The sequence below is a fragment of the Kitasatospora sp. NPDC058032 genome, from assembly GCF_042885845.1.
Lineage (GTDB): Bacteria > Actinomycetota > Actinomycetes > Streptomycetales > Streptomycetaceae > Kitasatospora.
The window spans coordinates 1-5456 of record NZ_JBHVRK010000057.1; the positions used below are offsets into that span (position 1 = coordinate 1).

The window sequence follows — 5456 nt, forward strand, 5'->3', positions numbered from 1 at the left end:
TCGAGGGCGGCGGCGAACGCGGGGAAGACGTCGTACAGTTCGCGGCCCATGCCGTTGCGCTGGGAGCCCTGCCCGGTGAACAGGAACGCGATCTTGCCAGTGCCACCGCTGGTGGTGCTGACGGTCGTGGTGCCGTCGGCGATGGCGCGTAGCCCGGTGAGGAGTTCGTCGTGGGTGGTGCCGGTGGTGGCGGCGCGGTGGTCGAAGTGGGTGCGGGTGGTGGCCAGGGCGTGGGCGACGCGGGTGATGTCCTGGTCGGGGTGGCTGGTGACGTGCTCGGCCAGGCGGGCGGCCTGGTCGCGCACGGCCTGCTCGGTCTTGCCCGACAGCACCCACGGGACGACCGGAAGTACCGGAAGCGAGTCGCTTGCGGGGGTCGTCGCGGGTGCTTGTTCGAGGATGATGTGGGCGTTGGTGCCGCTGATGCCGAAGGACGAGACGCCGGCCCGGCGCGGGTGGTCGCTCTCGGGCCACGGGGTGGCCTCGGTCAGGAGCGAGACGGCCCCGGCCTCCCAGTCGACGTGGTGGGTCGGGGTGTCGACGTGCAGGGTCTTGGGCAGCAGGCCGTGCTGCATCGCCTGGACCATCTTGATGATGCCGCCCACGCCGGCCGCGGCCTGGGCGTGCCCGAGGTTGGACTTGATGGATCCCAGCCACAGCGGCTGGTTCGCGGGGCGGTCCTTGCCGTAGGTGGCGAGCAGGGCCTGCGCCTCGATCGGGTCCCCGAGCCTGGTGCCCGTGCCGTGCGCCTCCACGGCGTCGACGTCGGCGGGGGTCAGCCGGGCGTTGGCGAGCGCCTGGCGGATGACGCGTTCCTGGGAAGGGCCGTTGGGGGCGGTGAGGCCGTTGCTGGCACCGTCCTGGTTGACCGCCGAGCCCAGGATGACGCCCATGACGTGGTGGCCGTTGGCCTGGGCGTCCGAGAGCCGCTCCAGCAGGAGCATGCCCGCGCCCTCGGACCACGCGGTGCCGTCGGCGGCGTCCGCGAAGGACTTGCAGCGGCCGTCGGGGGCCAGGCCGCGCTGGCGGCTGAACTCGGTGAAGATGCCCGGGGTCGCCATCACGGTCACGCCGCCGGCGAGGGCCATGGTGCACTCGCCGTTGCGCAGGGCCTGGGCCGCCGTGTGGACGGCGACGAGCGAGGCGGAGCACGCGGTGTCCAGGGTGATGGCGGGGCCTTCGAAGCCGAAGGTGTAGGCGATGCGCCCCGAGGTGACGCTGGGGTGGCCGCCGGTGCCGAGGTAGCCCTCGACGGAGGCCAGGCCGCCGGGCGGGCGCCGCAGGTAGTCCTGGCTGCTGACACCGGCGAACACGCCGGTGCGGCTGCCGTGGAGCGACGCGATGGCGATCCCGGACCGTTCGAGGGTCTCCCACGCCGTTTCGAGCAGCAGTCGCTGCTGCGGGTCCATCGCGAGGGCCTCGCGCGGGCTGATCCCGAAGAAGTCGGCGTCGAACACCGTGGCGCCGTCGATGAAGGCGCCTTGGCGGGCGTACGTCTTGCCGGGTGCGTCGGGGTCGGGATCGAACAAGCCCTCGATGTCCCAGCCGCGGTCGGTCGGGAAGTCGCCGACCACGTCCCGGCCCTCGGCGACCACCTGCCACAGCTCCTCGGGCGAGCTCACGCCGCCCGGGTAGCGGCAGCCCATGCCGACGATCGCGATGGGCTCGTGGTCCTTGGCTTCCATCTCCTGCAGGCGGCGATGCGCTTGGCGCAGATCCGCCGTCGCCCGCTTGAGATAGTCGCGCAGCTTGTTCTCATTCATCCGGCGTTGACACCTTTCCACGAAGCAGTGTTGATTCCACGGACCGGCTCAACGGATCCCGAACTCGTTGTCGAGCACGTCGAACAGTTCGTCATCGGTCGCCGACTCCAGGTCCTCGTCGTCGGCGGTGGGCTCGCCCGGCGTGTCCAGCCCGTTGGTCAGCTTCCGCAGCAGTGCCTGCAGCCGACCGGTGACCCTGGCGTGCGTCTCGTCGTCGGGGGCGATGGCGAGGAAGGTCCGCTCCAGGCGGTCGAGTTCGGCCAGGGCGGCGTCGCCGGGGGACGGGGCGCCGGGGGCGACCATCGTCCGCAGCCGGCCGGCCAGCGCGGTCGGGGTCGGGTAGTCGAAGACGAGGGTCGCCGACAGGCGTTGCCCCGTCGCGGCCGAGAGCCGGTTGCGCAGCTCCACCGCGGTCAGCGAATCCAACCCCAGGTCCTGGAAGGGGCGGCTCGGCGGGATCCCGTCCGGGGACCCGTGGCCCAGCACCGCCGAGATGTGGCCGCGCACCACCTCCAGGAGGACGTCGTCCTGTTCCGCCTCCGTCAGCCCCGCGAGCCGGGACAGCAGGGCCGACGCGCCGGCCGGACCCGCACCGCCCGCCGCCCGCCGCGCGGTCGTCGGCAGCAGGCCGCGCAGCACCGCAGGTGCGGTGTCCGCCTGGGCCCGCAGCGCCGTGAGGTCCAGTCGTGTCGGCACCATCAGGGCGTCCGCGCCGGTACGGAGGACGGTGTCCAGCAGGCCCAGCCCCTCCTCGGTGGGCAGCGGCGCGAACCCGCCGCGCGCCATCCGCGACCGGTCGGCGCCGTCGAGATCTCCCGTCATGCCGCTCGCCTGTGCCCACAACCCCCAGGCCAGCGACACGCCGGGCAGTCCGCACGCCTGTCGGTGCTGTGCCAGCGCGTCGAGGAAGGTGTTGGCCGCCGCGTAGTTGGCCTGCCCGGGAGCGCCCACGGTGCCGGCGACCGACGAGAACAGCACGAATGCCGCCAGGTCGGCGTCCTTCGTCAGCTCGTGGAGGTTCCAGGCCGCGTCGACCTTCGGGCGCAGCACCCGGTCCACGCTTTCGGGCGTGAGGGACGAGAGGACACCGTCGTCGAGCACACCGGCCGCGTGGACGACGGCGGTCAGCGGGTACTCGTCGGGGACGGCGGCCAGCAGTTCCGCGAGCGCTTCCCGGTCTGCGGCGTCACACGCGGAGACCGTCACCTCGGCACCCAGCGCGGCCAGTTCGTCCACGAGCCGGCGGGCCCCGGGAGCGTCGGGACCCTGACGGCTCGTCAGGAGGAGGCGCCGCACGCCGTGCCCGGTCACCAGCCGCTCGGCGACCAGCGATCCCAGCGTGCCCGTACCGCCGGTGATCAGGACCGTGCCCTCGGGGTCGATCGGACGGGGGACGGTCATCGCCAGCTTGCCCGTGTGCCGGGCCTGCTGCAGCTGGCGGAAGGCGTGCGGTGCGTAACGGGCGTCCCAGCCGAGCACGGGAAGCGGACGCATCGCCGAGGCCTGGAACAGCTCCAGGAGCTCGTCCAGCATCTCCCGCATGCGGTCGGGCCCGGCGTCCGTCAGGTCGAACGCCCGGTACACCACGCCCGGATGCCGCCGGGCGACCTCGCCCGCGTCCCGGATGTCGGTCTTGCCGATCTCCAGGAAGCGGCCGCCGCGCGGCAGCAGGCGCAACGAGGCGTCCACGTACTCGCGGGCCAGCGAGTTCAGTACGACGTCGAAGCCCTCGCCGCCCGTCGCCGCCAGGAAGCGGTCCTCGAACTCCAGGGTGCGGGAGTTCCCGATGTGGTCGTCGTCCAGGCCGAGCGCGCGCAGCGTGTCCCACTTGCCGGGGCTCGCGGTCGCGAAGATCTCCGCCCCGCGGTGCCGGGCGAGCTGGATCGCCGCCATGCCGACGCCGCCGGTACCCGCGTGGATCAGCACCCGCTCGCCCGGTTCGAGGCGCGCCAGGTCGGTCAGGCCGTAGTACGCCGTCAGGCACACCACCGGGATCGTGGCGGCCTGCGCCGCGCTCCACCCGGCCGGCATCCGGGTCAGCCAGCGGTGGTCCGTGATCGCCACGGGGCCGATCGACGCCGGCACCAGGCCCATCACCCGGTCACCGGGCGCCAGCCGCGTCACCCGCGAACCGACCTCGGTCACCACACCGGCCGCCTCGCCGCCGATCGGCACTTCGCCCGGGTACATCCCCAGGGCGATCAGCACATCGCGGAAGTTCAGGCCCGCCGCCCGCACCGCCAGCCGCACCTCGGTCGGCTCCAGCGGCCGCAGCGCCTCGGGCGCCGGCCGCAGCGTGAGGTTGTCCAGGGTGCCCATACTCGTCACGTCGAGCCGCCACGGCCCCTCCGCCGGTACGGCCAGGGCGCTGCCCGACGCCGCGCGCGCCAGCCGGGGCACATGCACGGCGCCGTCGCGCAACGCCAGCTGCGGCTCGTCGACACCCGCCAGGGCGGAGGCCAGCGCGTCGAGCGACGTCCCGCGCCCGTCCACGTCCAGCAGCATCAGCCGGTCCGGGCTCTCCGACTGGGCCGTACGCACCAGTCCCCACACCGTCGCCGAGGCCAGATCGGCCGTGTCCTCGCCGGGCCGAGTCACCACGGCACCCTGGGTGACCACCACGAGCCGGGCGTCCAGCACCTGTTCGGCGGCCAGCCACTCCTGCACGAGGGCCAGCGCCCGGTGCGTCAGCGCGTGGGCGGTCGACGCCGTGTCGAGCGCCGGAGCCGCCACGAAGGGCGAGCCCAGCGGCGCGAGCACGAGCTGCGGCACCGGCGCCTCGCCGGCCGTCACGGCGGCCAGCAGTTCGGACAGGTCGGCGAAGGCCGAGACCTCCGCCCCGGTGGCGGTCAGGGCTCCGACCAGCCCCGCGGCCTCGCCGAGCACCGCCCAGGTCGCGGACGCGGTGGCCGAACCCTCGGAAACGGGAAGCGCGGACCACTCGAGCCGGAACAGCGAGTTCTGGCCCCCGCCCCGCGCCGCCGACAACTGCTGGGCGTCCACCGCCCGCAGCGCGAGCGACTGCACCGACGCCACCGGCGCGCCCGCCGTGTCGGTGAGCTCCAACGCGACCGTGTCGTTGCCCTCGGTCGGGACCACGCGCACGCGCACCGTCGTGGCACCGGTGGCGTGCAGGGCCACCCCGCCCCACGAGAACGGCAGCCGCACCGGGGCGGTGGCGTCCGCTCCGAGGGACCCGAGCGCGATCGCGTGCAGCGCCGCGTCCAGCAGCGCCGGGTGGATGCCGAAGCCGTCGGCCTGCGCTTCCGTCCCCTCCGGCAGCCGGATCTCGGCGTACACCTCCTCGCCCTGCCGCCAGGCGGCGGACAGGCCTTGGAAGACCGGGCCGTAGGTCAGGCCGATGTCCGCCAGGTCGTCGTAGAGCGTCGCCGTGTTGACGGGCGTCGCTCCCGGCGGCGGCCAGGCCTCGGCCGCCGGGAGCGGCGTGCCCGCGTCCGCGGTCAGCCGGCCGGAGGCGTGCAGTGTCCAGTCGGGGTTGTCGGCGTCATCGGTGGCGACCGGGCGCGAGTGGACGGTCACCGCGCGGTTGCCCGTCTCGTCCGGCGGGGTGATGTTGACCTGGAGTTGGAGGGTGGTCTCGGTGGTGAGGGTCAGGGGTGTGTGGAGGGTGAGTTCGTCGATGGTGGGGGTGTTGGTGTGGTGGGCGGCGTGGAGGGCGAGGTCGATGAAGGC

Annotated in this window: 1 protein-coding gene and 1 pseudogene; both read right to left on the reverse strand. The window is 73.8% G+C overall.

All coding sequences use genetic code 11. From position 1 onward, the window contains the following. Positions 1–1763 (reverse strand): annotated as a pseudogene (locus tag ACFVUH_RS37135) (type I polyketide synthase); the annotation flags it as partial. 48 nt (positions 1764–1811) lie between these two features. Next, positions 1812–5456 (reverse strand): SDR family NAD(P)-dependent oxidoreductase (locus ACFVUH_RS37140; RefSeq protein WP_387918048.1); only part of this gene is annotated, 3645 nt, incomplete at its 5' end.